The organism is Allobosea sp. 05L423, from assembly GCF_056397745.1.
The window spans coordinates 52,634-73,746 of sequence record NZ_JBFTOA010000017.1 but is presented as its reverse complement, the minus strand read 5'-3'; the positions used below and the strand labels follow the sequence as shown (position 1 = coordinate 73,746).

Sequence of the window (21,113 nt, the reverse complement as noted above, 5' to 3'; positions counted from 1 at the left end):
ACGATGACCCAAGAGACCAATCCACGCGAACGGCTCACGCGCGCGCCGTCCGAAATCCTGAAGAGCTTGCCCGCCATGGGGCGGGTCATGCTGAGCACCCGCTCCGGCGGCGCCACGCATGAGCGTATGGGCGAGGTCGAGGCGGTCGCGATCGAAGGGAACGAAGCCAGGCTTTCGGGCGCGTTCCACGACAGCCGCATCGACCTGACGGCGGTCGTGCGCATCGTCGCCGACCGGACCAGCAAGATGCGCGAGCGAGTGCTGCCGCGCCTAGAATGTCAGGATGCCAATGGCGAGACCCTGTTCAGCCTGATCGGCCTCGACGGGCTGGAGCCGTTCGACAAGGCGCTGGCAGCCTTCGGCGCCGGCGAGCCTCTGGAGCCGGCCATGCGCGAGGCGCCCGGCACAGGCGGCGCGGCCGACATACCCGCGGACGATCTCGGCGCCCGGAGCTTCGCGGCCATCCTCGACAGCGGCGAGACCATCGCCATCGACATCGAGCGGCCCGGCCTGTTCCAACACTGGGAAGCCGTGCTGCCCGAGCCGAAGCCGGCGATGGGCTTCGTCAACATCATGCAGCCCGACTTTCACCTCCATCTCAGGGCCGGTGCCGTCGCGAGCTGGCAGCGCAGCGAAAGCGGCGGAACCGTCACGCTCCAGGCCCTCGACAGCGAAGGCAAGCCTTTCGGTCTCGTCCTGAGGGGGCCCGCCGCAGCCTTCGCCAAGGTCCCGGAAAGCCATGCCGCTCGCAGCTGAATGGGAGGGCAGGGGCGGGCGCCATGCCCATCCGCGCGCGAGCTGGCTCTGTCCGGAAACGGGAGAGCTGCTGCCGCAGGGCGAACTGATGCAGGCGATGGCGCGCAAGCGCGTCGTCCTGCTCGGCGAGACGCATGACGTCGCCGAGATCCATCGCTGGCAGCTGCATGTCACAGCGTTCCTGCACATGCTGCGGCCGGCGCTCGCCGTTGGCTTCGAGATGTTTCCGCTGCGCATCCAGCCGATCCTCGACGCCTGGGTCGATGGCGCGATGGACACCGCGACCTTCATCGAGCGCAGCGAATGGACACAGGTCTGGGGTTTCGATCCGGAGCTCTACCTGCCACTCTTCCATTTCTGCCGGCAGCAGCGCGTGAAGATGCTGGCCCTGAACTGCCACCGGCCGCTGGTGACGCGCGTCGGTCAGCTGGGCTGGGAGGCCATCCCCGTCGAGGAGCGCGACGGCGTCACCCCTGCGGCGCCTGCGACCGAGGCTTATCGCGACTACCTCGCCGCAATCACCGGCCGCTTCGCCGGGCCCGATCGGCCGGAAGCGATGGCGCCGGAACGCTTCGACCGTTTCGTCCGGGCGCAGCAATGTTGGGACCGCGCCTTCGCCTGCCGCATCGCCGATCATCTGGCCGAGGCGACGGATGATCCGCTGGTCATCGGCATCATCGGCCGGGGCCATCTCGAGCACGGGCATGGTACGCCGCATCAGCTCCGCGATCTCGGCATCGAGGATGTCGCGGTGCTGCTGCCGACGAGCGAGGCCGAGCACGATGCCGCGGCCCTGCGGGGCATCGCCGACGCCGTGTTCCGCCTCGACATGCCGGAGCCGCCGCAACCGCGGCGCGCCCTGCCGCGAGCCGCATCATGAGGGCCGTCCTTTCCCAGATCGCCTGGCTGACGCGTCTGTGCATCGCCGGCCCCGGCGGCAGGGTCGGCGCGCTCTATTTCGGGCTGATCTTCGGGCTGGGGTTGGCCGGCGTGCAGGTCGGCGTGCGGCTCATCTCATGGACGGCGGATTTCTACAACGCCTTGCAGAAGCTCGATGTCGATGGCGCCTTGCGGCAAGTGGGACTCTTCTTCGGGCTCATCGCGATCAGCGTCGCGCTGCATCTCAGTAGCACCTATCTGCGCAAGATGCTGCAGATCCGCTGGCGGCGCACCCTGACCGAGGCTGCGCTTGACCGCTGGCTTACCGGCAAGGCCTTCTGGCATTTGCGGGAGCGCACCGACCACGGGCTCGACAATCCCGACCAGCGCATCGCCGAAGATTGCCGCATCTTCGTTGACAAGCTGACCAGCGAAGGGCTCGAACTCGCCACCAATATCGTCGCGCTCATCACCTATCTCGGGATCTTGTGGTCGCTTTCGACCTTCCCGCTTGCGTTCAGCGCTCTCGGCTTCTCCGTCGAGATCCCCCGCTACATGGTCTGGGCAGCGCCGCTCTATGTCGCGATCGCCAGCGGGATCACCCATCTCCTTGGCCGGCCGCTCAAGGCGCTTTCCGTCGAGCAGCAGCGCCGCGAGGCGGATTTCCGCTTCGCGCTGGTCAGGCTGCGCGAGCATGTCGAGGCGGTGGCGCTGGCCGATGGCGAGCCGGCAGAGCGACGCCTGATGCGCGAGCGCTTCGCCGCGATCGTCCAGAACTGGCGCAGCCTCGCCAATCGCGACCTGATCCTGGGCCTGTTCACCCGACCCTATTTCCAGACCGTGCTGCGCATTCCCCTGTTTCTGGCGCTGCCGGCTTACCTGGCCGGCCGTGTCACTTTCGGCGGGCTGATGCAGATCGGCTCGGCCTTCCAGAACGTCGTGACAACGCTCTCCTGGTTCGTATTCTCCTATCGCGACCTCACCGAGCTCGCCGCGGCAGCCAGCCGCCTGTCGCATTTCATCAGGGTCGCGGAGGCGGAAGCCGCGCCGGCGCTGCGCCCGAGCCTGCACACCACGGCGGATGCGAGGTTGAGGCTTCGGGACATCGCGCTCGAGACGCCAGCCGGGCGCCGGTTGACGCCGTGGCCGGAGCTGACACTGGAAGCGGGGCGCAATTACTGGCTCTCGGCTCCCTCCGGCCACGGCAAGAGCACCCTGGCGAAGGCGATGGCCGGGCTGTGGCGTCACGGCGAGGGGCGGATCGAGCGGCCCGAGGGGCGAATCCTCGTGCTGCCGCAGCAACCCTATCTCCCGCTCGGCGACCTGCGCACAGCTCTGTCCTATCCGCAGCAGCCTGGCGCGATCGGCGACGAAGCACTGCGGCAAGCGCTCGGATCCGTCGGGCTCGAAGGGCTGTGGTCCATTGACGATCAGGGTTGGACCGATGCCAGGCGCGGGCTCTCCGGCGGCGAACGGCAGCGCTTCGCTCTGGCGCGCGCCTTGCTGCAGCGGCCAGACTGGCTGGTGCTGGACGAGGCCACGAGCGCGCTTGATATGGCCGGCGAGAAGCAGGTGCTGGTGGCCGTCCGCGCGGCGCTGCCGGGCGTGACCGTGATCGCGATCGCCCATCGTGAGCCGGCGGGCCTCGGCGATATCGAACGAATCTCGCTGCCCGGCCTTGCTTCGGACGGCAATCCGATGTCCCGTCTCGCGCCGCTACCGGCCTGAGGCTACTGCTGGGACGCGCGAGCTGGTCCGATCGGCCCGGTCAAAAAGCTACCGAATGCGCGAGACCGTCCGGACGCAGGGCGCAATCAACTGGCGCGCTCCGTCCGCTCCACCATATCGGCGAAAGCGAGCGCGACGGGACCGAGCGCATCGCGCGGCTTGGTCAGCAGATGCAGCGTGCGGCGGACATTCGGCCGCAGGCCGAGAACCTGTATGCCATGGCGGTCCGCCGGCAGGGCGAGCTCGGGCATGATCGTCAGCCCCAGACCTCCGCGCACCATGCTCGCCAGGGTCGCGTTGTCGCGTACGAGACAGACGATCTCGGGGTTGCTTCCGGCCAAGGCCAGGAGCTCCTGGATCAGCGTCTCGCAGCCACCACCCGACAGCAGCATGCGTTGCCCGTCGAGCTCCTTCAGCGCAACCTCGCGACGATTGGCGAAGGCGTGGCCGTCCGGAACGACGACGACATAGTCGTCCTGGACAACCGCGCGGGACGAGAGGCTCGCATGGGTCCGGCTGGTCACTCCGATCTCGGCCACGTCGGACAGGACCCAGCTCGTCACCTCCGGATCCGTGCCTTCATGGAGCATCACGGTGATGCCCGGGTGCTCGCTGCGCAGGCGCCGCATCCAGTCCGGCAGCAGTTGTACGGCGGCGCTCTGCACGACGCCGACGCGCAGGATGCCGGTCAGGCTTCGAGAACCAGCGGCAGCCGCCGCGCCGGTCGCGAGGCGTTCAAGAGCGGCCAGTGCGGTTCTCGCTTCGGCCAAAGCCTCGACCCCCGCAGCGGTCGGCGTTGCGCCATCGCGGCCTCCCCGTACGAGGAGCGGGACGCCCAGGCTCTTTTCCAGCGCCGCGACGGCCTGACTGACGGCTGACTGAGACAGGCAGAGCTGGCTCGCTGCGGCCGTGAAGCCGCCCCGCTCGGCAACGGCGCGAAAGCACCGGAGCTGCGTCAGAGTGATATTAGCTAACATGATAGGTGAGTTTCAGAACGATTAATTGGACTGATGTTGATCCGGTTCGGTAGTTGACGCAACCGAAACGCTGCGGACGGTCATCATGACGAACAGAGACGGGTTGACGGTGGGGTTGGCGCAGATCGCCCCGATATGGCTGGACCGCGATGCGACTTTGGCAAAGATCGAGCAATGGGTCGAGCGGGCGGCCCTGGCGGGCTGCGGCTTCGTTGTCTTCGGAGAAGCCCTGGTGCCGGGCTATCCCTTCTGGATCGAGCATACGGACGGCGCGCGCTTCGAATCCTCCCTGCAGAAGGAAATCCACGCGCACTATCTCGATCAGGCGGTGCAGCTCGAAGCGGGACATCTCGACGGGGTGCGGGCGGCGGCGGCCCGGCTCGGCATCGCCGTCATGCTGGGCGCGATCGAGCGTCCGGCCGACAGAGGTGGGCACAGCGTCTATTGCTCGCGTGTTCACATCGGCGCCGACGGCAAGGTCGCCTCGGTCCATCGCAAGCTGATGCCGACCTATGAGGAGCGGCTGAGCTGGGCGCCCGGTGATGGGCACGGTCTATGCGTTCACCCCGTGGGCCCTTTCACGGTCGGAGGGCTGAACTGCTACGAGAACTGGATGCCGCTGTCCCGGGCGGCGCTCTATGCGCAGGGCGAGGACCTGCATGTGGCGCTTTGGCCCGGCAGTCGCCGCAACACACAGGATACGACTCGCTTCCTGGCCCGGGAGGGGCGCAGCTATGTGCTGGCCGTATCGGGACTGATGCGGCGAGCGGATGTGACCTCGGACAGTCCGGCGGCCGCGATGCTGGAGCGGGGCTGCCCCGACTGGCTGGCCGACGGTGGATCCTGCATTGCCGGCCCCGACGGCGATTGGGTGGTGGAGCCCGTGACGGGGCGCGAGGAACTGCTGGTGGCGCAGCTCGACCACCGCCTGGTGCGCCGGGAACGCCAGAACTTCGATCAGGCGGGGCATTATGCTCGACCGGATGTGACGCGCCTGGTCGTCGATCGGCGGCGCCAGAGTCTCGTTTCGTTCGAGGACGCGTGACATTATCCCCCCGCAATCCATCGCCATGCACCTAAAACTGTTGGAGCGGCGAAGTTCGGGAGCACGAGAACTGAGGGCTTTGAAGGACGAAAGAGCCGAGGGTTGCCTGATGGAAATGCTCGATTTCACGCGCATGCTCTTGGCAGCCAATGTCGCTCGTCAGGCGGTGTCTAGCCCCCAGTGCAGGCTTCGCTCGCGCCGTCCAGGCCCTGAATGCCGTGCTTGAAAAGCGCCTGTGTCGCGGAGCCATCCCGGACGATCCGGACGACATAGATGCTGTCGAAATCGTTGCCCGGCCATTTTTCGACCTGGCGAGGATCGCCGCCGTGGTGGTCAAGGAGGTTGCGAGCCAGCTTGACCAACTGCTTGTGTTCCCACGCGATCAGCAAAGTCGCGCTTCTATAGTCAGGGGATTGCAGCGCCTTTTCGAGCTTGTCGATCTCCTTGTAGCCGAACTGCGTCTCGACCGGCACCCCGGTCGCCTTGGAGAGAGGCGCGACAGTCTCCAGGGGGCGCAGATATCGATATTTGATTCCCTCGTCCTTCTTCTGCCGCTCGGGATCGGGAGCGAAGATCGCGTCGAAGCGGCCGAATTGCTTTGCAAGGACCGGCGGCAGGGCGTTCGCGCGGCTCAATCCGCGGCAGTCGAGCCGGCCCAATCCGCCCTTCGGCTTTTCGCCGTGCCGGATCAACACGATCGTTTGCGTCACAGGCGCCGCGCAGGCGTAGCCGCCGCCTGCTCCGCCAAACGCGAGCACCGCCAGGATGGTTGCCGATCTCGGGCCATGTCCTCTGCTGCGTTGCATCGCGATAAAAGTCTCCTGTGATGCCCATCGGGCCGATCGAGATTGTATCCATTCGACGAGGAGTTCACCGCGGCAACCCAAAGCAGCGCAATGCGCGCTCACACAGCATCGCCAAGCAGGCTCCGGTCACCGCGCCAATCGCCTTGACGATGGCATCATGCGGTCGGCCATGGCGGGTTGCCTCGAGTGTTTGAAGCCATTCGAGCCCGAACGCGATGAGAACGATGGCGCTCAAAACGACCAAGCGCTTTCGCGGATAAGCAAAAATCAATAATGCGCTTGCCGCGAAATACGCCAGAAGGCGTTCGCTATCGGGCTGAAGTCCGGGGATGTGCGGGCGCAGCTCGATCGGGGACAGCGTGGCGAAGACGATCGCTGCGAGAGCAATCCAGCCCAGGATGAGCGCTGCCTGACGGAATCTTTCGAGGAAGGGCGGCAAGGCGGAAGCCCGAAAGTCAGCCAGAATGCGGGACAGGGAACGCAAACGCTTCGCCGAGGCTCAATTCCACTGTCCTCGGACGGAAAATGTACTTCCTTGCACTGGCAGGGGGCAGGGGGCTTTGCGCTCCTCGCTCAGCTTTACCGGTTGGGAGCATCAACTTCGTCGTTTCCCGCACGATCGACCTGCCCCTGCTGCCGCCAGGCCAAGTTCTGACAAATGAAATTCTGAAGGAAAATGGGTCCATTGTTGGACCAAGGCGCAAATTTGCTGTTCAAGAGATTCGGCAGGTGGTCGGCATGCGAAATGCTGGCTGCGCGGTGCGGGGCGGAACGCCGGCTCACAGAGGCTTGGGCAACCGGCACCACGACCTCATCGGCCCGAGTCCAGGTCGCTCCATCGAGGAGATCAGGCGCCTTTGCCGCCGGGCTCCTGCGTTGCCGCTGTGATGGCCTCGATGAGCCGCTGGCGATTATCGAGCACGAAGGCGATGAAGATATCCTGCCCGACGATAGACTTCAGCATGGCCGGCAGCAGGCCGTAGAGCCTTAGGGCGAGATCGCGCATGGCGGCATCGTCGTTGACGAGATCGGACGCCTTCTGTCCCGCGAAGTCTTTCAGGAGATGCTCGTTCTGGCTCACCAGCGAGACGATTTCCGCTTCAATTTTCTCTTTGACGGCTTCGAACATAGGTCACCTCGGCCGATCCTGTTCCGAAACCTAGAATAGCGGCAGGGAGACGAATTGTCTGGCTTGCCATGCGGCCGGCGCTGCTTTCGGTCAGTTCTCCGAACGCTATCCCGATTGGCTCGCCGGCGACCCTCCGCAGGGCGGATGCGGTCCGCTCGTGCTATAGGGTGCAGAATCCAATCAGCAATGGTGCGGCTCCGTCCGCAAGAAGGGAGTTCATGTCCAGCCCCGGTGGCAGTATGTTCGATATCCTCGGCATATTGGCTGTTCTGTTTCTCGTCGCCGCGAACGGCTTTTTCGTCGCGGCTGAATTTTCCCTCGTTTCGGTTCGGCGCAGCCGTGTCACGGAGCTCGTGGCGGCCGGACGCGTGAATGCGATCGCGCTAAAGAGGGCGGTAGACGGCCTCGATGCCAATCTGGCCGCGACGCAACTGGGGATCACCATCTCCTCGCTCGCACTTGGTTGGGTCGGCGAGCCAGCCCTGGCTCACCTGATCGAGCCCGTGCTTCAGGGACTGCCGGGCGCTCTCGCGACGACGAGTTCGCATGCGATCGCCATCGTGATCTCCTTCATCATCATCACGGCGCTGCACATCGTTCTGGGAGAGCTGGCGCCGAAAAGCCTTGCGCTCCAGCGCAGCGAAGGCACGGCCCTCTGGGTGGTGAGGCCGCTCGGCCTCTTCCTGTTCCTGCTCAAGCCCGCGATCATGGTCCTGAACGGTCTCGGCAATCTGGTGCTGCGGTTATGCGGCCTTCGACCGGGAGGCGGGGAGGGTGCGCTGCATTCTCCCGAAGAGCTCAAGCTGCTGATTCGAGCCAGCCAGGAAGCGGGCATCCTCGAATTGGAGCAGCAGGAGGTCGTCGCCCGTGTCCTGAGCATCGGCGACCGCCGTATCTCTGACATCATGACGCCCCGGCGCGATGTCGACTGGATCGACCTCGATGACGATCCCGAGGAGACCCTGAGGATCCTTCGTGAGTGCCGTCACGAACAGTTGCTGGTTGGTCGCGGCGGGATCGATGAGCCGTTGGGGATGGTCCTCAAAAAGGATCTTCTCGACCAGGTGCTCGACGGCTCGTCCATCGACCCGACGGCCGTCATCCGCTCTCCGCTCGTTCTGCACGAGGGAATACGCATCTTCCGGGCATTGGAGGAATTCAAGCGGGCACCCGTTCGCCTTGCGCTCGTCATCGACGAGTTCGGCGGCCTTGAAGGCATCGTTACGCAGACCGACCTTCTGGAGGCCTTGGCAGGGAATCTCCCCCATTCCGATACCGAGGAGCCCGATCTCATCGAACGGGAGGATGGCTCGCTGCTGATCGACGGGATGATGCCTGCCCATCAAGCCTTCGAACGACTCGGCCTTCGCCTGGACGCCGTCGACGGCGATTTTCACACCATAGCCGGGTTTGCGCTGACCCAGCTCGAACGCCTCCCGGAGGTCGGAGATTCCTTCACCTATGAAGGCTGGCGTTTCGAGATCGTCGATATGGATGGGCGCCGGATCGACAAGCTGCTCGCAAGCCACGCCATGACAGCGGCCGGACCTGATGCGGGGCCGGGAGGTACAGCAAAATAGCCTGCGCTCGTCGTCGCGAAGCAAATTTGCCGTTGCGATTGGTCGAACGCGTCCAGGCTGGCTGCGCTCGGCCGCCGTCAGGCATCGGTATTGGCGACTGCCCGATGCCCTTCTTCGATCCCGGCAGCTTTCGCGCTGCGCGTCGGGACGAGCCAGTTCGAGAAAGCGTCCAGATAGAGATAGATCACCGGCGTCGTGAACAGGGTCAGCAACTGGCTGACGAAGAGGCCACCGACCATGGCGTAGCCGAGAGGCTGGCGGATCTCCGAGCCCGTGCCGTGACCGAGCATCAGTGGCACGCCACCGAGGAGGGCGGCCATGGTGGTCATGAGGATCGGGCGGAAGCGCAGCAGGCAGGCGCGGCGGATCGCCTCCAGCGAGGACAAGCCCTGCTCGCGCTCGGCGGCGATCGCGAAGTCGACCATCATGATGCCGTTCTTCTTCACGATGCCGATCAGCAGGATGAGGCCGATCAGTGCGATCAGGCTGAAATCGAAGCCAAAGAGCAGCAAGGTCGCAAGCGCGCCGACACCGGCCGAAGGCAAGGTGGAGAGGATGGTGAGCGGGTGAATGTAGCTCTCGTAGAGGATGCCGAGGATCAGATAGACCACGACCAGCGCCGCAGCGATCAGCATCGGCACCGAGGCGAGCGAGTCCTGGAAGGCCTGCGCCGTACCCTGGAACGACGTCGTGATCGTCGCGGGCAAATCCATCGCATTTTGCAGGCCGCCGATGGCGGCAGTCGCCTGCCCAAGCGCGATGCCCGGCGCCAGGTTGAAGGAGATGGTCACCGCCGGGAACTGGCCCTGATGGTTGATCGCCAGCGGCTGTGCCGGGACCGTGCTCCATGTGGCGATGGCCGCGAGCGGTACGTTGCCGGCCGTCGTCGCGGAACGCAGATAGATCTGATCGAGCGTCGCGATCTTCTGCTGCAGCGAGGGCAGCACCTCAAGAACCACATAGTAGGTCGAAAGCTGCGTCGCGTAGCTGGCGATCTGCCGCTGCCCGAAGGCGTCGTAGAGCGTGGCGTCGATGACGTCCGGCGTGAGCCCATAGCGAGCGGCCTGGTCGCGATCGAACGTCAGGGTCAGAGTGGAGCCGGCTGCCTGCTGGTCGGAGGCGACATCGCGCAGCTCCGGCATCGCCTTCATCCTGGCGAGCAGCTTGGGAGCCCATTCGTCGAGCTGGGCGACGTCGGTGCCCTGAAGGGTGAACTGGAACTGCGTGCGCGAGGGCCGGCCGCCGACGCGCACATCCTGCGCCGCCTGAAGGTAGAGGCTGGCACCTTCGAGCCGGCCGGTTTGCGCGCGCAGCCGGCGGATCACCTCGTCGGCCGAGGCCGTGCGTTCCTCCCGCGGCTTCAGCGTGATGTACATGAGGCCGTCATTGAGGGTGCCGCCGGTCCCGCCCATGCGCATCGCCATATGATCGACAGCCGGGTCCTTGAGGACGATCGCGCCGACATCCTCCATATGCCGGGCCATGGCCCCGATGGAGGTGTCCTGTGCGGTCTCGATCACACCGGTGATCAGGCCTGTATCCTGCTGCGGAAAGAAACCCTTCGGGATGATGACGAATAGGTAGACGGTCAGCGCGAGCGTCGCGAAAAACACCATCAGCGTGGCGAAGCGGAAGCGCAACGCCACATCGAGGCTGCGCTCGTAGGCGCCAGCGAGCGCCCGGAACAGCTTATCGCTGGCCTGATAGATCCGGCCGTGATGCACTTCGCGGAGCGGCTTCATGAAGCGCGAAGCCATCATCGGCGTCAGGGTCAGCGAGATCACCGCGGAAGCGAGGATGGCCATTGCCAGCGTGACGGAGAATTCGCGGAACAGCCGGCCGATGATCCCGCCCATCAGCAGCAGCGGGATCAGCACGGCCACCAGGGAGATCGAGATCGACAGGATGGTGAACCCGATCTCGCTCGCGCCCTTGATGGCGGCGGCCATCGGCTCCTCGCCGTCCTCGATATGGCGCGTGATGTTCTCCAGCATGACGATGGCGTCGTCGACGACGAAGCCGACAGCGATGGTCAGCGCCATCAGCGAGAGATTGTCGAGGCTGTAGCCGGCGAACCACATCAGGGCGCAGGCGCCGAGCAGCGCGAGCGGCACGGTCAACGACGGGATGATGGTGGCCCAGAGGCTGCGCAAGAAGACGAAGATCACCAGAACGACCAGTGCGATCGTCACCAGCAGCGTAAATTGGACGTCCTTGACCGCCGCGCGGATCGTCTGCGTCCGGTCGGACAGCACGCCGATCTTGATGCCGGGCGAGATGCCCGCGGTCAGGTGCGGCAGAGCCTCCATGACCTTGTCGACGGTGGCGATGACATTGGCCCCGGGCTGCTTGAAGATCACCAGGAACACGCCGGGCTTGCCGTCGGCCCAGCCGGCTTGCGTATCGTCGAGCGGCGCACTGACGGCCTGGCCGATGTCGCGCACGCGCACGGGATTGCCGTCGCGATAGGCGATGATCACGTCGTTCCAGCTCCTGGCGTCGGTAAGCTGGTCATTGGCGTAGATCGTGTAGGCGCGTGCGCTGCCGTTGATGGTGCCTTTCGGGCTGTTGACGGTGGTGACGGAAAGCGGCGTGCGTATATCTTCCAGGGATAGTCCGCGCGCGGCCAGCTTCGCCGGTTCGACCTGGACGCGGATCGAAGGTGTCTGCTGGCCGCCGACATTGACCTGGCCGACGCCGCCGATCTGGCTGATGGCCTGGGCGAGCTTGGTGAGAGCCTCGTCGGAGACCTGAGTGAGCGGCAAGTTGTCGGATGTGGCGCTGAGCAGCAGGATCGGCGAGTCGGCCGGATTGACCTTGCGATAGGTCGGCGGGCTCGGCAGGTTTTTAGGCAGTTGGCCGGCGGCCGCATTGATGGCGGCGAGCACATCCGCGCCAGCGCCGTCGATATTGCGCGAGAGATCGAACTGGAGAGTGATCTGGGTCGAGTTGGCCTGGCTCGACGAGGTCATTTCCGCGACGCCCGGAATCAGTGAGAATTGGGATTCAAGCGGTTGCGCGACGGTTGCTGCCATGGTGGCGGGATCGGCGCCCGGCAGGTTGGCCGAGACCTGGATCGTCGGGAAATCCACCTCCGGCAATGGTGCGACCGGCAGTTGCGGATAGGCGACGACACCGACGAGGAGGAGACCGGCCATCAGCAGCGAAGTGGCGACCGGGAAACGGATGAAGGGAGTGGAGATTTTGCTGGCCATAGCTCAGTCCGCCCTCTTCGCCGAGGCCGGGGCTATTTCTGCGGAGGCATTCGAGGCCATTGGCGCTTCGGAATCGGGGAGCATCGGCCTGGCATCGACCAGAGTGCCGTCCTGCAGGCGGGACTGGCCGGCGACCACGACCTTCTGCCCGACGCCAAGCCCGGACAGGACCACCGCACGGTCATCGTCGCTGGCACCGACTTGGATCGGCCGGGCGCTCACCTTGCTGTCATCGCCGATAACATAGGTGAACAGACCATCGGGGCCGTGCATCACCCCATTCGCGGGAATGAGGATGACCTGCTTGAGCGTATCGATCCGCATCCGCGTGTTCACCGAAAGCCCCGGCCAAAGCGCATTGTCGTTGTTGTCGAAGCGTGCCTTCAGGCCGATCGTGCCGCTGGCGAGATCGACGGCGTTGTTGATGGCGACGAGCTGGCCGTGCGCCAGCGTCCGCCGGCCGTCCGAGGAAATCGCGTCGACCGGGACTTGGCCGCCGTCGAAAGCCTTGGCGATCGCCTGGAGACGATCTTGCGGGGCGGTGAATTCGACCGCGATCGGCTGCAGCTGGGCGATGGTGACGATGCCGGTCGAGTCGGCCGCATGGACGATGTTGCCGGGATCGATCAGCCGAAACCCGACCCGACCGGTGATCGGGGAGCTGATGGTCGCATAGTCCAGATTGACCTTGGCGCTATCGATCGCAGCCTGATCGCCTTGGATTTGTGCCTTGAGCTGTTCGACCAGCGCTTGCTGCGTGTCGAGATTCTCGCGCGACTGGAAGTCTTTTGCGGCGAGTGACTGGTAGCGCTCGAGAATGAGCTGGTTGTTCTTCAGATTGGCTTGATCCTGGGCCTTCTTGGCGACGACCTGATCGAAAGAAGCCTGATAGGGGCGCCGGTCGATTTCGACCAGCGGGTCACCCTGGCGAACGATCTGGCCTTGCCTGAACAGTACCTTGGTGATCGCCCCGTCGACGCGGCTTTTGACCGTCACGGTCTTGAAGGCTGAAACCGTGCCCAATGCCATGGATATAGACGGGATAGTCAGCTTCGCGGACATTGGAATAGGCGACGGGAATTCGCGGTGGCGCGGCCGGCCCGGTCGCGGTGCTGCCGGTGGAGGTATGGCCTCCCCATTCGCGCCAGCCCAGATAGCCGAGGATCGCAATAACCGGGAGGGCGACAAGCAGCCACCCGCGGCCGCGGTGCTTGCGTCCATTCTTCCCATTCTCGACCATGCTCGCATCCGCCGAAAGACGAAAGCGTCACCCCGTGGCGCCGCAGCGATGCCCCTCACGACTGTGCGGGAACAACGCGGCGGCCGCCGGTGGGTTTCCGAGACGACATCGTCAATCTGCGAGCCGATCCACCGCGGCTCGCGACAGAGATTTGGCCGGCGGAGCCGTAAAGCAGCACCCGGAGCGTCAGAAAATGCTGTAAAAGCGGCGCGAATGCAGCGCCTGCAACGCCGCGCAATTCGCCGCCGGCCTTTGGTCCGGCCGAATTCGCTCTCGATCTTGTGACGCGGGCGGCGGCCGCGGTGCGCGTCGGGCAAGCATCGGATCGCCAGTGCAAAACCCCTGCAGCACCAGCAATGCAGATCCTCTGGCGGGGGCATCCATGTCAAACGGCTCGCAAAGTTGCGCCCCGATTGGTCTGCGCCCCATCCAGCTGCAATTGCGCGAGGATGTTGAGGTCGATCCGGTCGAGTCTCAAATGTCCGCCCACGCCGCTGCCCTTCCGGTCACGGATCGATCGGGAGGGCGAAGCTCGCCTTGACCCGGTCCATCACCACCATGGTCTTGAAGCCCTTGATGTCGGGGTTTTCGTAGAAGAACCGGCGGGTGAAGCGCTCGTAATCCTCCATGTCCTTCGCTGTGACATGGAGCACGAAATCGGCGTCACCGGTGACGTAGAAGCCGATCATCACTTCCTTCGTCGCCCGGATCGAGGCCTTGAAGCGGTCGACGATGTCGGCCCGCTCGCGCTCCAGCGTCACCAGCACCAGCATCGAGAGCGGCCTCCCGACGGCGCGCGGCGAAACGATTGCTACGTCCGCCTCGATCACGCCGGCATCGCGCAGGTGCTTGAGGCGACGCTGGCAAGCCGTTGCCGAGAGGCCGACGCGCTCGCCGAGCTCGGCCGTCGTCAATCGATTGTTCTGCTGTACCGCCTCGAGAAGTCTGCGATCCAGGCTGTCGAGTTCAAGCATGCCGAATCCCTGCGCCGCTCTGTCGATCTAAGCCGAAATTCCTCGCGAAATCGCCTGTTTCGGCGGCATAGGCGGCATTCTCCACGTTAGCCTCCCCGCCGTTCAATCATCGAAGCGGAGGATGCGATGCGGGGTTTATCCGCGAACGCGCTGAAAGAGCTGCAGCGTGCCGACTTGCTGGAGAGCCGGGCTTTCGTGGATGGAAGCTGGCGCGACGCGGCCGAGCATATCGCGGTCGTCGATCCCGCGACGCAGGAGACCATCGCCAGCGTCGCTTCGCTGCCGCTGGAGGCCGTGGATGAGGTGGTTGCCGCCGCGGTCGCGGCCCAGAAGCTCTGGCGCGATATCCTGCCTATCGCGCGCGGCCGCCTGCTGCGCGACTGGGCGGTGGCGATGCGGCGCAATGTCGACGATCTCGCCGTCATCATGACCGCCGAGCAGGGCAAGCCGCTCGCCGAGTCCCATGGCGAGATCGCCTATGCCGCGACCTTCCTCGATTGGTTCGCCGCCGAAGGCGAGCGCAGCTATGGCGAGACCATCCCGAGCCATCTGCCCGGCAGCCGGCTCTCGGTACAGATGCAGCCGATCGGCGTCGCCGCTGCCGTGACGCCCTGGAACTTCCCGAGCGCGATGATCACCCGCAAGGCCGGCGCGGCGCTGGCCGCCGGCTGCGCGATGGTGGTGAAGCCCGCTCCCGAAACCCCGCTCTCGGCGCTGGCGCTGGCGAAGCTGGCAGAGGAGGTCGGCTTCCCGAAGGGCGTCTTCCAGGTGCTGACCGGCGAGGCCGCGCCGATGGCGCATCGTCTGTTGGCGCATACGGAAATCCGCGCCTTCTCCTTCACCGGTTCGACGGAGGTGGGCCGTCTCCTGCTCGGCCAGGCGGCACAGACGGTGAAGCGCACTTCGCTGGAGCTCGGCGGCCACGCGCCCTTCATCGTCTTCGACGACGCTCCGCTGGATCAGGCGGTCATCGGCGGCATCGCCGCCAAATTCGCGACTTCGGGACAGGATTGCCTCGCCGCCAACCGCATCTATGTCCAGCGCGGCGTCTATCGGCGCTTCGTCGCGGCTTATGCGGAAGCGACGGCCCGCCTCAAGGTCGGGCACGGGCTGGAGGAGGGCGTCGATATCGGCCCGATGACGCGGCCCTCGGTCGCTGAAAAGTGCCGCCTGCAGATCGCGCAAGCGGTGGCGGCCGGCGCCCGGCTGGTCGCAGGCGGCCAGGGCAGCCCGTTCGGCGGCAATTTCGTCCAGCCCGCCGTGCTGGCCGATGTGACCGATGACATGACCATCGCTCGCGAGGAGACCTTCGGCCCGGTAGCCGCGATCCTGCCCTTCGACACGGAGGAGGAGGTCGCAGCTCGCGCAAATGCGACCGAGATGGGCCTCGCTGCCTATCTCTATACCGAGGATCTGCGCCGGGCGATGCGCCTCACCGATGCGCTCGAATACGGCATGGTCGCGGTCAACACGCCGAAATTCACGGGCGCGCCCGTTCCCTTCGGCGGCTGGAAGCAGTCCGGACTCGGCCGCGAGGGCTCGCGCCACGGCCTCAGCGAGTATCTCGAAGCGAAATATGTCTGCTTCGGCAATCTGGCAGCGTAATCAAGGAGCAAGACTATGACGATCGACATCGCGACGATCGGCGCGCTGGATCGCGCCAGCACCCTGCATCCCTTCACCCAGCTTAAGGACTTCGCCACCGGCAAGCTCGGCGATCCCACCATCGTCGAGACCGGCAAGGGCATCCGCATCCAGGACGCGACAGGCCGCAGTTATATCGACGGCTTCGCCGGGCTCTACTGCGTCAATATCGGCTATGGCCGTACGGAAGTCGCCGAGGCGATCTCCCGGCAGGCCTACCGGCTGGCCTATTACCACTCCTACGCCGCCCACACGACGGATGAGCTCGCCATCCTGTCGGATCGTCTCGTCAGGATGGCGCCAGGCAAGATGAGCAAGGTCTTCTACGGGATGTCCGGCTCGGACGCGAACGAAACCCAGGCCAAACTCGTCTGGTACTACAACAATCTGCGTGGTCAGCCGCGAAAGAAGAAGATCATCTCGCGGCTGCGCGGCTACCATGGCTGCAGCGTCGTTTCCGGCTCGATGACCGGGATGAGCTTCTACCACGACCATATGGACCTGCCGCTTTCCGGCATCCTCCACACCGGCGCGCCACATCACTATTGGGGCGCCCAGCCCGGCGAGACGGAAGCCGAGTTCTCGAAGCGCCTCGCCTCCGAACTGGAAGAGCTGATCCTGCGCGAGGGGCCGGAGACGGTCGGCGCCTTCATCGGCGAGCCGGTGCTCGGCACGGGCGGCATCACCCCGCCGCCGGAGGGCTACTGGACGGCGATCCAGGCCATCTTGCGCAAATACGACGTGCTGCTCATCGCCGACGAGGTGGTCACCGGTTTCGGCCGCATCGGCACGCCTTTCGGCTCGCATCTCTATGGCATCGAGCCCGATCTCATCACCGTCGCCAAGGGGCTGACCTCGGCCTATTTCCCGCTCTCGGCGGCGATCGTCGGCGACAAGGTCTACAAGGTGATGGAGGAGGGCGCGGACCGCGTCGGCGCCTTCTCGCACGGCTACACCTATTCCGGTCATCCGATCGGCGCCGCCGCAGCGAACGCCGTGCTCGACATCGTCGAGAGGGAGGATCTGGCGGGCAAGGCGCGCGAGGTCGGCGGCTATTTCCAGGAGCGACTGAAGGCGGTCTTCGCGCAACTGCCGATCGTCGGCGAGGTTCGCGGTGTCGGCATGCTGGGCGCGCTCGAATTCGTCGCCAACCGCGAGCGCAAGACGCGTTTCGATCCCGGCCTGAAGGTCGGCGCCCGTATCTCCAAGGCAGCACGCGATCGCGGGTTGATCGCCCGGGCCATGCCGCATGGCGAGATCCTCGGCTTCGCGCCGCCGCTGGTCACGACTCGCGACGAGGTCGATGAGATCGTCGTCATCGCTGAGAAGGCGGTGCGGGAGGTGATGGACGAGCTCGCCCGTGACAAGGTCGCGCTCGCCTGAGATGGCGGCCCGGCGCTCTCTGGCCACGAAAAAAGGGGCCGCCGGATGGGCGGGCCCTGCAAGACTGGGGGAGCTGTTCGGTTCGGTGGCGTCAGGCGTCCACCAGCTCTCGCTTCATCTCTTCCATGTCCTGAAAGCGATCGGCGAGGCGGGGATGGGCGCGGCTGTTGTCGGCGGCGCCGATGGCGACCAGCACCTCGTCGGCGGCCGGAGCGTCCGGAATCTGAAACTGGGCGGTGAGGAAATGCGAGCGCTTGCCAGTCTCACTCTTGTGGATCATCGGCAGGGAGATGAGCGCGCCCGGCGCATTGCGGGTGTTGGTGAAGCTCAGAAAGGCCGTGCCCTTCACCGCATCACGGAACATGTTGCCGAAGCGCAGCGTGTGGATCAGCGCCGAGGCATGCTCGATCTCGCCGTTCGTGCCGACGGCGGCAGCCTTGCCATAGGCCTCGACCTGCTCGGCCGGCATCACGGCGACAAGCCGCTTCGTCAGTTCTTTGCCGAGTTCAGGCGCGATGCGCAGGATCTCCGGGCGCAAATTCTCGACGAAGCCCTGGCCCGCCCAGGGATTGTGCAGCACGGCCGCCACCACGACGAAGCGCACCGGCTTGTCGGCGCCCTTGCCGCCTTCGATGAAGGTTTCCTCGACGAAGGTCGAGATCTTGCGAAGGCCGTAGTCCATGGCGTGTCCACCTGTTGCGATCGTGAATGGGTGAAGCAGCCTAGCGAGACCGTTCCCGCATCGTCTTCCATCGGAACGCGGGAAGAAACTCATGGATCGACCTGCGATGCAGCGTAAGATCGCATGCGGTCGGTAGGGAGAGACCCATGGCGGATCAGGCCTCGCAGATGCGTTCGTTGCGTGATGTCGCAAGCCGGATCAATTCCGGCGGCGATCTCGACACGGTGCTCCGCGATCTCATCCGCGCGGCCTGCGAGCACGGCGGCTGGGCGCTGGGTTCGATCATGGCGATCGACGCTCCTCATGGCGACGCCCATGTCGTTGTCCGCCATGATCCGACCTTGCTGCGCCGACGCTTGGAGGATCGCTGGGAATTGGCCACCAGCCCAGCCTTGATCGCGCTCCAGCGCAATGAGCCCATCTATATACGGGACGCACGCGCCTCCGAGGAATTCCCCGGCTATCGCCGGGAGGCTTTCGAACGCGACTACCGCACCGTGCTGGTGCTGCCGATGAGTTGCTCCGATGCGCAGGGGCGGGCCATGGTGCTGAACGTCGTCTCCCGCGACATCCAGGACGTCTCGGCCGACGATCTCGCCTTCATGAGCATGATCGTCCATCTCGGCGGCATCGCCGTCGAGCGCGAGCACCGCCTGCGCGCGCAGCGCCAGGCGGCCGAGCAATTGCAGAACGCGCTGCAGACCCAGACCATGCTGCTGCAGGCGGTCCTGTCAGGTGGCTCGACTGTGGCGCTCTCGACGATGCTCGCCGAACTCTTGCCAGACGCGATCCTGGTGGTGGATTTCGCCGGCAACGCGCTGGCGGCCAGCCGCTCGCCGGCGCCGCTGCGCTTCGACGATGCCGCCTGGCAGCGGGGGCTCGACGGCGCGATCGGGGCGCAGATCACAGCCGCCGCGCGCGACGCGGTTGCAGCGGGCCGCACCGAGCCTCTGGGTCTGCGTCTCGACAACGGAATCGAGCGTCTGCAGATCACGGCGCGGATCGAGGCGCTCGATGTCGACGGGCAGGCGGTCGGCGCGCTGGTGGTCTTTCCGGAGGCCGKGGAGAGTGGCGGCGATCTCCAGCGGCTGCTGCTCGACAGCGTGAAATTCGCCCTGAGCGTGCAGATGATGCGCAGCGTCATCCGCTTCCGCTTCGAGACGCGCACCTTGACCGAGCTTTTCTTCGAGATCGTCGAGCGTCGCTGGCGCGACGCCGACGACATCGTCCAGCGCGGTCGTCGGCTCGGGCTCGCGCTCGGCGCGCCTGCCCGGATGATTGTGGTGGATTTTCCCGACGGCCCGTCCCTGCCGGCCGATATCAGCATCGACTGCCATCATGCCGTGACCCGGCTTGCGCGCCAGATGAACTTGCCGATCAGCGTCATCGCGGTCGGTGGCGGGCTCGTCTGCCTCGTTCCGGAGGAGAAGAGCGGGGAGGCGGAGCGCGCCGGACGTTTGCCGCGCCGCATGGTCGAGGTGCTCCGCCACAGCTTCAACCGCGAGCCGATCGTCGTGCTCGGCGGCATCTGCGATGGCCTTGAAAGCTATCCCAAGGAATGGGAGCGCTGCTGGCGCATGATCCGTATCGCGCGTTCCTTTGGGCGCAGCGGCACCCTGTCGGCCTTCGATTTCGGACCGATGCCGATGCTGATCGGCGCCGCCGAATCGGCGGATGTGCGTAGCTTCGTCGATGGCGCGATCGGCGCGGTGATCGCGCATGACCGCAAGCACGACACGCCCTATCTGGAGACGCTCGCCGCCTATCTGCGCGAGGGCTGCCGTGCCCAGGCCTGTGCCGATGCGATGGGGCTCCATGTCACGACGCTGCGCTACCGGCTCTCGCGCATTCAGGATCTGTTCGGCATCGACCCCGAAACCGCCGACAAGCGCTTCGCCATCGAGCTTGCCATCCGGCTGCACGGTGTCATCGAAAGCAGCGAAGTGACGGTGGCGTGAGAAGCGCCATCGGCTCCGCCGATTCGATGAAACATTTCCCGCATTTGTCCCGCTGTTCCTAGGAAGCGAAGGGCATTCCCGTCGCCTAGCCTTTCACCACGATCCCGCATTGATCGAGGTGAGGCGGATGCTCGCTCCCGCGGAAAAAACAGCAACAGCGATCGATCCGGTCGCGCTGCGACGCGCCTTCGGCACCTTCGTGACTGGAGTCACGGTCATCACCACGCGCGATGCCGAGGGCGCACCCCGCGGCATGACCGCGAACTCCTTCACCTCGGTCTCGCTCGACCCGCCGCTGCTTTTGGTCTGCGTCGGCAAGAGCGCCCATAGCTACGGTGCCTTCAACAGTTCCGACGCCTTCGCGGTCAATCTTCTGCACGAGGCGCAGACCGACGTCTCCAACCTCTTCGCCTCCAAGGCTGCGAACAAGTTCGACACGATCAATCACGATCGCGTCCATACCGGCGCACCAGTGCTCACGGATTGCCTGACCTGGTTCGACTGCACCGTGCATAGCCGCGTCGATGCCGGCGATCATCTGGTGCTGATCGGCGAGGTGCAGGCCTTCGGCACGAGCCCCACCGCGCCGCTCGGCTTCTGCCGCGGCCGCTATGCCAATGTGAAGGATCCGCTGCCGCCAGGCTGGCTCGAGTCGCATGGCATGATTGTCGGCTATCTGATTGAAGCGGAAGGGAATCTTCTGCTGCGGTCGGATGGCAAGGGAGGCTGGGTGCTGCCGAGCGCGAAGCGCCGCATCGCTGACAACGAGCTCAAGCTCGATGGCGGCGACGCACTGACGCTCGTGCCCGACGACACCTTCCTCTACTCCGTTTTCGATGTGACCGACGGCGACCCGGGCTACCTGATCTACCGCGCCCGCCTCGCGCAGCAAGCCGCTTCGCAGCAGCTTTCCTCAGGCCTGCGCTTCTTTCCGATCGATCAGCTTCCCTATGACGAGATTCCGACCCGGGAGATCTCTTCGATGCTGCGGCGCTACGCCCGCGAAAGCGCCAGCAAGCGCTTCGGAATCTACATGGATTCTGATGATGGCGGCCGCCTCGCCATGGTCGGCGACGCGCAGCCCTGGGCCAACCTTCCGCAATCCTGAGCCGGCAGA

The 21,113-nt window shown here is 65.4% G+C and carries 17 protein-coding genes; 9 read left to right on the top strand and 8 right to left on the bottom strand.

Annotated features, from left to right (window positions below; all coding sequences use genetic code 11):
• The first annotated feature begins 3 nt into the window (after positions 1-3).
• The 3 genes from AC1DNE_RS24850 to AC1DNE_RS24840 are packed head-to-tail and all read left to right on the top strand — an operon-like array spanning position 4 to position 3,363.
• Positions 4-756, top strand: coding sequence for a ChuX/HutX family heme-like substrate-binding protein (locus tag AC1DNE_RS24850; RefSeq protein WP_476766685.1), 753 nt, complete (start codon positions 4-6; stop codon positions 754-756).
• On the top strand, positions 740-1,636 hold the full coding sequence (locus AC1DNE_RS24845) for a ChaN family lipoprotein (RefSeq protein WP_476766684.1): 897 nt from the start codon (positions 740-742) through the stop codon (positions 1,634-1,636). Before AC1DNE_RS24850 ends, AC1DNE_RS24845 begins: the two co-directional genes overlap by 17 nt.
• A complete protein-coding gene (locus AC1DNE_RS24840) occupies positions 1,633-3,363 on the top strand; it encodes an ABC transporter ATP-binding protein/permease (protein WP_476766683.1) in 1,731 nt (576 codons plus the stop codon). Before AC1DNE_RS24845 ends, AC1DNE_RS24840 begins: the two co-directional genes overlap by 4 nt.
• Before the next feature lie 86 nt (positions 3,364-3,449).
• On the opposite strand, the gene AC1DNE_RS24835 is transcribed toward AC1DNE_RS24840, so the two are convergent.
• Complete coding sequence (locus AC1DNE_RS24835; protein WP_476766682.1) at positions 3,450-4,340, bottom strand: LysR family transcriptional regulator; 891 nt, start codon at positions 4,338-4,340, stop codon at positions 3,450-3,452.
• Positions 4,341-4,449: 109 nt separating this feature from the next.
• On the opposite strand from AC1DNE_RS24835, the gene AC1DNE_RS24830 reads away from it, so the two are divergent.
• Positions 4,450-5,385: a carbon-nitrogen hydrolase family protein gene (locus AC1DNE_RS24830; protein WP_476841262.1), complete on the top strand. Its 936-nt coding sequence runs from the start codon at positions 4,450-4,452 to the stop codon at positions 5,383-5,385.
• 170 nt (positions 5,386-5,555) lie between these two features.
• Here the strand turns inward: AC1DNE_RS24830 and AC1DNE_RS24825 are convergent, their stop codons facing one another.
• The 3 genes from AC1DNE_RS24825 to AC1DNE_RS24815 form a co-directional block, all read right to left on the bottom strand.
• Positions 5,556-6,293: a histidine phosphatase family protein gene (locus AC1DNE_RS24825; protein WP_441473252.1), complete on the bottom strand. Its 738-nt coding sequence runs from the start codon at positions 6,291-6,293 to the stop codon at positions 5,556-5,558.
• Positions 6,256-6,675, bottom strand: coding sequence for a VanZ family protein (locus AC1DNE_RS24820; RefSeq protein WP_441473253.1), 420 nt, complete (start codon positions 6,673-6,675; stop codon positions 6,256-6,258). Before AC1DNE_RS24820 ends, AC1DNE_RS24825 begins: the two co-directional genes overlap by 38 nt.
• A gap of 363 nt (positions 6,676-7,038) precedes the next feature.
• Positions 7,039-7,320: a hypothetical protein gene (locus AC1DNE_RS24815; RefSeq protein WP_441473254.1), complete on the bottom strand. Its 282-nt coding sequence runs from the start codon at positions 7,318-7,320 to the stop codon at positions 7,039-7,041.
• Positions 7,321-7,538: 218 nt separating this feature from the next.
• Between AC1DNE_RS24815 and AC1DNE_RS24810 the strand changes: the two genes are divergently transcribed.
• A complete protein-coding gene (locus tag AC1DNE_RS24810) occupies positions 7,539-8,900 on the top strand; it encodes a hemolysin family protein (RefSeq protein WP_441473308.1) in 1,362 nt (453 codons plus the stop codon).
• A gap of 77 nt (positions 8,901-8,977) precedes the next feature.
• Here the strand turns inward: AC1DNE_RS24810 and AC1DNE_RS24805 are convergent, their stop codons facing one another.
• From AC1DNE_RS24805 to AC1DNE_RS24795, 3 genes are all read right to left on the bottom strand, one after another.
• Positions 8,978-12,115, bottom strand: coding sequence for an efflux RND transporter permease subunit (locus tag AC1DNE_RS24805; protein ID WP_476766680.1), 3,138 nt, complete (start codon positions 12,113-12,115; stop codon positions 8,978-8,980).
• A 3-nt stretch (positions 12,116-12,118) separates the two neighbouring features.
• Positions 12,119-13,144 carry an efflux RND transporter periplasmic adaptor subunit gene (locus AC1DNE_RS24800; protein ID WP_476841257.1) on the bottom strand — a complete coding sequence of 342 codons (1,026 nt, stop codon included), beginning with the start codon at positions 13,142-13,144 and terminating at the stop codon, positions 12,119-12,121.
• A gap of 717 nt (positions 13,145-13,861) precedes the next feature.
• Positions 13,862-14,329 (bottom strand): Lrp/AsnC family transcriptional regulator, encoded by a 468-nt coding sequence (locus AC1DNE_RS24795; protein WP_476766678.1) that lies wholly within the window; start codon positions 14,327-14,329, stop codon positions 13,862-13,864.
• A gap of 126 nt (positions 14,330-14,455) precedes the next feature.
• Here AC1DNE_RS24795 and AC1DNE_RS24790 point away from each other — a divergent pair, with 126 nt between their 5' ends.
• Positions 14,456-15,934, top strand: a complete 1,479-nt coding sequence (locus AC1DNE_RS24790) for an NAD-dependent succinate-semialdehyde dehydrogenase (RefSeq protein ID WP_476766677.1) — start codon at positions 14,456-14,458, stop codon at positions 15,932-15,934.
• 15 nt (positions 15,935-15,949) lie between these two features.
• Positions 15,950-17,356: an aspartate aminotransferase family protein gene (locus AC1DNE_RS24785; RefSeq protein ID WP_441473259.1), complete on the top strand. Its 1,407-nt coding sequence runs from the start codon at positions 15,950-15,952 to the stop codon at positions 17,354-17,356.
• A 91-nt stretch (positions 17,357-17,447) separates the two neighbouring features.
• Here AC1DNE_RS24785 and AC1DNE_RS24780 read toward each other — a convergent pair whose 3' ends face one another.
• Positions 17,448-18,038, bottom strand: a complete 591-nt coding sequence (locus tag AC1DNE_RS24780; RefSeq protein ID WP_441473260.1) for an amino acid synthesis family protein — start codon at positions 18,036-18,038, stop codon at positions 17,448-17,450.
• Between the two features lie 146 nt (positions 18,039-18,184).
• Between AC1DNE_RS24780 and AC1DNE_RS24775 the strand changes: the two genes are divergently transcribed.
• Both AC1DNE_RS24775 and AC1DNE_RS24770 read left to right on the top strand, forming a co-directional pair.
• Entirely contained in the window at positions 18,185-19,996 is a 1,812-nt protein-coding gene (locus AC1DNE_RS24775; protein WP_476841256.1) for a helix-turn-helix domain-containing protein, read from the top strand.
• 127 nt (positions 19,997-20,123) lie between these two features.
• On the top strand, positions 20,124-21,104 hold the full coding sequence (locus AC1DNE_RS24770; RefSeq protein ID WP_476766676.1) for a flavin reductase: 981 nt from the start codon (positions 20,124-20,126) through the stop codon (positions 21,102-21,104).
• Positions 21,105-21,113 lie beyond the last annotated feature (9 nt).